At 41.8% G+C, this 4,441-nt stretch carries 6 protein-coding genes and 2 pseudogenes; 4 read left to right on the top strand and 4 right to left on the bottom strand.

Going from position 1 to position 4,441, the window contains the following annotated elements:
• Positions 1 to 297: 297 nt before the first annotated feature.
• The 3 genes from IQ229_RS14720 (at position 298) to IQ229_RS14710 (ending at position 2,709) form a co-directional block, all read left to right on the top strand.
• Entirely contained in the window at positions 298 to 1,656 is a 1,359-nt protein-coding gene (locus IQ229_RS14720; RefSeq protein WP_194044864.1) for a TrpB-like pyridoxal phosphate-dependent enzyme, read from the top strand.
• 9 nt (positions 1,657 to 1,665) lie between these two features.
• A complete protein-coding gene (locus tag IQ229_RS14715) occupies positions 1,666 to 1,941 on the top strand; it encodes an alpha/beta fold hydrolase (RefSeq protein WP_194044862.1) in 276 nt (91 codons plus the stop codon).
• 348 nt (positions 1,942 to 2,289) lie between these two features.
• A complete protein-coding gene (locus IQ229_RS14710; RefSeq protein WP_194044860.1) occupies positions 2,290 to 2,709 on the top strand; it encodes a hypothetical protein in 420 nt (139 codons plus the stop codon).
• A gap of 193 nt (positions 2,710 to 2,902) precedes the next feature.
• Here the strand turns inward: IQ229_RS14710 and IQ229_RS14705 are convergent.
• The 3 genes and pseudogenes from IQ229_RS14705 to IQ229_RS24560 form a co-directional block, all read right to left on the bottom strand.
• Positions 2,903 to 3,517, bottom strand: a pseudogene (locus IQ229_RS14705) (sensor histidine kinase); the annotation flags it as partial.
• On the bottom strand, positions 3,489 to 3,647 hold the full coding sequence (locus IQ229_RS14700) for a hypothetical protein (RefSeq protein WP_194044856.1): 159 nt from the start codon (positions 3,645 to 3,647) through the stop codon (positions 3,489 to 3,491). The pseudogene IQ229_RS14705 and the gene IQ229_RS14700, both read right to left, overlap by 29 nt.
• A gap of 23 nt (positions 3,648 to 3,670) precedes the next feature.
• Positions 3,671 to 3,799: a hypothetical protein gene (locus IQ229_RS24560; protein ID WP_265582983.1), complete on the bottom strand. Its 129-nt coding sequence runs from the start codon at positions 3,797 to 3,799 to the stop codon at positions 3,671 to 3,673.
• Between the two features lie 119 nt (positions 3,800 to 3,918).
• Between IQ229_RS24560 and IQ229_RS14695 the strand changes: the two genes are divergently transcribed.
• Positions 3,919 to 4,098: a high light inducible protein gene (locus IQ229_RS14695; protein WP_069071239.1), complete on the top strand. Its 180-nt coding sequence runs from the start codon at positions 3,919 to 3,921 to the stop codon at positions 4,096 to 4,098.
• Between the two features lie 102 nt (positions 4,099 to 4,200).
• Here IQ229_RS14695 and IQ229_RS14690 read toward each other — a convergent pair.
• Positions 4,201 to 4,441, bottom strand: a pseudogene (locus tag IQ229_RS14690) (hypothetical protein); the annotation flags it as partial.

Genomic DNA, 4,441 nt, shown 5'->3' with positions numbered 1-4,441 from the left:
GTATGCAGCCATTAGTGGTGTGACTATTCTCCGACTGCGAGCTTGAAAAACCTAATTTAATTTAAGAAAAAGCTCGAAAAGTATTTAAACAAAATAGTTCTGTATATCATATGTTTATTTGATGTTATTCCGACATTTAGGTATTTTTCTGGATTGTGAAATGGAAATCCGATTTTTCACCTCCCAGGATAATGATTTGATTTTACTATTGCTGGGGCAAAGCTTTATAACAGTGAAAGTTAACCTTTTTCTTAGAGAATCGTAAAAGTACAATTTTACTGTGCATCACCTGATTATATGGGCACGATTAAATACGTTCTGACTGAAGACCAGATGCCAAAAGCTTGGTACAACATCCAGGCTGACTTGCCACAAGCCTTACCACCAGTTTTAAATCCTGGTACTGGTAAGCCAATTACACCAGATGAATTATTACCTCTGTTGCCATTAGCGTTGATTGAGCAAGAAGTCAGCCAACAAAGATGGATTGAAATACCAGATGCAGTCCGCTCTATTTATTGCCAGTGGCGACCAACTCCTCTTTATCGTGCCCGTCGTTTAGAACAAGCTTTAGATACGCCTGCCAAAATTTACTACAAATATGAGGGTGTTAGTCCCTCTGGAAGCCACAAACCGAATACTGCGGTCGCCCAAGCATACTACAACAAACAAGCTGGAGTGAAAAAGTTAGCTACTGAAACCGGAGCCGGACAGTGGGGATCATCTTTAGCTTTTGCTGGTGCGCTATTCGGTTTAGAAGTCTTAGTTTATATGGTAAAGGTTAGCTACCAGCAAAAGCCTTACCGCCTAGCTCTAATGGAAACCTACGGCGCGAGGGTGGTTGCTAGCCCAAGTACTCAAACCCAAGCCGGACGCAAAATTCTTGCACAAAATCCCAATAGTAATGGCAGTTTGGGGATTGCTATTAGTGAAGCTGTAGAAGTAGCTGCTGCTGATGAACAAACTAAGTATGCTTTAGGTAGTGTTCTCAATCATGTACTGCTACATCAAACCGTCATTGGTCAAGAAGCACTGACTCAATTAGAAATGGCAGGAGATTATCCTGATATTGTTATTGGCTGCACAGGTGGCGGTAGCAACTTTGCCGGAATTGCCTTCCCATTTCTCGGTGCTAAACTGCGAGGAGAACGAGATATACAAGTAATAGCTGTCGAACCTGCTGCTTGTCCATCATTGACTCGTGGAAAATATGCTTACGATTTTGGTGATACTGCCCACTTAACCCCACTTACCAAAATGCATACTTTAGGTAGTAGTTTTGTTCCCGAAGGAATTCATGCTGGAGGCTTGCGCTATCACGGCATGGCTCCCCTTGTTAGCCATATTGTGAATTTGGGATTAGTTGAATCACGTGCTGAATACCAACTCGCTTGCTTTGCTGCTGGATTAACTTTTGCAAATTCTGAAGGAATCTTGCCAGCACCAGAAGCTAATCATGCTGTCAAAGCAACAATTGATCAGGCTTTACTCTGTAAACAAGAAGGAAGAAGCAAAACTATCCTTTTCAACCTTTGCGGTCATGGACATTTTGATATGCAAGCTTATATCGATTATCAATCTGGACGGCTTGTTAATACCGAATATAGTGCAAATGAAGTGGCAATGGCACTGGCAGGATTACCTGTAGTTGATTAGTGAGCTGGAATGAGCGGAACGCTCGGTTTTGGTGTGAACTGTCTGGCAAAACTCGGCTTGAAACTGATTGTGATTGACCGTCCTGGCTTAGGTTTGTCTGACCCGCACCCTAACAAAACCTTTTATTCTTGGGTAGATGATACACAGGAGTTGATTGAGGCTAATGATCTCCATAATGTTCTGGTAATTGGTTTCTCTCAAGGCGCACTATTCGGATTCGCTCTTGCAGAGTACAGCTTCACTCATCACTCCAATAGCCCACATCAGAAAGACTTTCGGCAATAAGAGAGAAAATCGATTGGGAGATGATGGACTAGTGCGTGTTTTCAAGCTACAACCACAAAAGAATGCAGGCGATCGCAATCATAGCTGTCTAGCCTCCATCTAGCGATCGCTCTTTGAGGAAAAACTTTTTGGTTTACTGTTTTTTAGTTGATGTGTCAGTTTAATTATTGTCCACTCAGTAAATACAACAAGCTTTGGGCTAAAATTACGTTGTTAGTAAATGCAATTATCCAAATATCCTTATTTTTAGATAATATTGCTATTGTCTAAAAATCAGGAATACGAGGATTAGCGATCGCACCGTAATTTGGTTGTTCACCGAACATAAGATTTTTAGAGGGTACTACCATGCAAAACATACTAAAACGCGCATTCCTACCTGGATTGATGGCTGCTACTTTAGCTGGTACTAGCTTAATCCCGGTTCAACCTGCTTCTGCTGATGACCGAGTTATTAATAATGCAGCCATTGGAGCCGGGGCAGGTGTATTAAGTGGGGTTTTAACAAATTGTGGTTCCGTATTAGACAATGCTTTTAAAGGTGCTGCTGCTGGTGCTGCTGTTAATGCTGCCAATGGTGCAAGAAGCACCAGAGCCAGAAGAAGAAACGGACGTTTACCTGTTCAAGATATCGGTGTAGGTGCTGGTGCTGGTGTATTGGCAGGTGCAATTTCTGGTGGTTGTGGAACTACCTGGAAAAATGGTGTCAATGGTGCTGCGGCTGGTGCTGCGGTTAATTTATTAGATAACAGACGCAGAAGAAGATAATTTGTCATTGATAACTCGTCATTTAGTCACCCAGCACGAATTATCAATAAAAACCTTCAGGCGCAGAGCGAACATAGTGCCTTGCGGTACTCTTTAGTCGCATAACGCTGATATGGCTTATTCATCCCAAGCTTGACAGACCGACGTTTTTATTTTTTGCAGTAGTGTTTTGCCGCTACTATAAAGACACTGGTTATGTAAGTGGGATATTGTGAGCTTCTGGTATATTTGCTTGTACAGATTTAATTTGTTGAATGGGAATCTCGATTATGAATTTAGTTCCTGCTCCTGGAGATGAAATACAGCCTAAATGTCCTTGATGTTTTTCTGTGATAATTTGATAGCTAATTGACATTCCTAAACCAGTTCCCTTGCCTACTGGTTTGGTGGTAAAAAAAGGGTCAAATAGACGCTGTTGAACTTCTTGCGACATTCCAGGCCCATTGTCAGCAATCTCAATCGCAACCCAATCTGAGTTGAGTACAAGAGTGCGGATAAGGATTTGTGGGTTGTCTTGCTGATTAATAACAGACAAATTTTCTAAAGCATCGATCGCATTAGTGAGGATGTTCATCAACACTTGGCTAAGTTGACCCGCATAACATTCTACTAAAGGCAATTGACCGTACTCTTTAATAATTTCAATTGACGGATGGTCGGATTTATCTTTGAGGCGGTTTTGCAAAATCAATAGTGTACTTTCAATACCACTGTGGATTTCCACAGTTTTCATTTGGGCTTCATCTAGTCGAGAAAAGTTCCGCAAGGATAGTACAATATTACGAATGCGATCGCTTCCCATTTTCATGGGTAGGACAAACTGGACAAGGTTGCTTCAGCCCAGCGATCGCCTCATAACAACGTTTCCCTGTGGGATCTCCAAATACCTCCTGGAAGCGTTGGTTATAAAATCCTACGCCATAATCATTGGGTTGCAAATAAAGGAAAGCGGGTAGCTGATTCAGTAGGTTATAAAGGCTTTGGCGTTCAGTTGAGAGTGCTTCTGTAATTTTCTGAAGTAATTGGCTGTTGGGGCGTAGCTTGCCCTCGTAGGCGATCGCAAACCTGCTACCATTAAACTACGTACCATTAATATATACTCGCTAACTAAATCTTATCCTGAGTTTATGTTGCATTTTCGTAAAAACCTGTTACATTACTTTACATACAGTCATAACTGTTACAACATAAAAGCTCGGAGTATTATTTATGGCAGACGTTAAGAAGACTACGCCTTCGGTTTCAGAAGATCCTAATGCTTTGCGCTGGGGCTTCACTCCTCAGAGCGAAAACTGGAACGGTCGTTTTGCAATGATTGGTTTTTTATCTGCTGTTGCGCTTGAAGTGTTTTCTGGTCAAGGGATTTTACACTTCTGGGGCATCCTTTAGATTTAAACATTTTGACCTTCATTAGATTATGAGGCAAGGCGGGGATTCGCAAAATCTTCTGCCTTGCCTCGTAATCTCAAGAATTAGAAAACTCGCCAGCAACTAGCGTGATGAGCGAAATATTACACGACCTGGAGATTCTTCTTGATTAATTCGCGCATATACCCGAAGAGAAGTTAAGACTTCGCCAGGAATACCACCACAGTCTAGTTGTAAGTCATCCTTGGATAAAGCACAGATATCTGCATAAAGTCCCGATAATTGGCGAATTCGCACTTCATTACCTGCATTAATAGCTTCATCAGCGACTTTCTTCAGGATGCGCCGTGATTCATGTTGTAGC

The organism is Nostoc cf. edaphicum LEGE 07299 (assembly GCF_015207245.1).
In the GTDB taxonomy this organism is placed as follows: Bacteria; Cyanobacteriota; Cyanobacteriia; order Cyanobacteriales; family Nostocaceae; genus Nostoc; species Nostoc edaphicum_B.
This window is presented reverse-complemented; position numbering and strand designations above follow the sequence as displayed.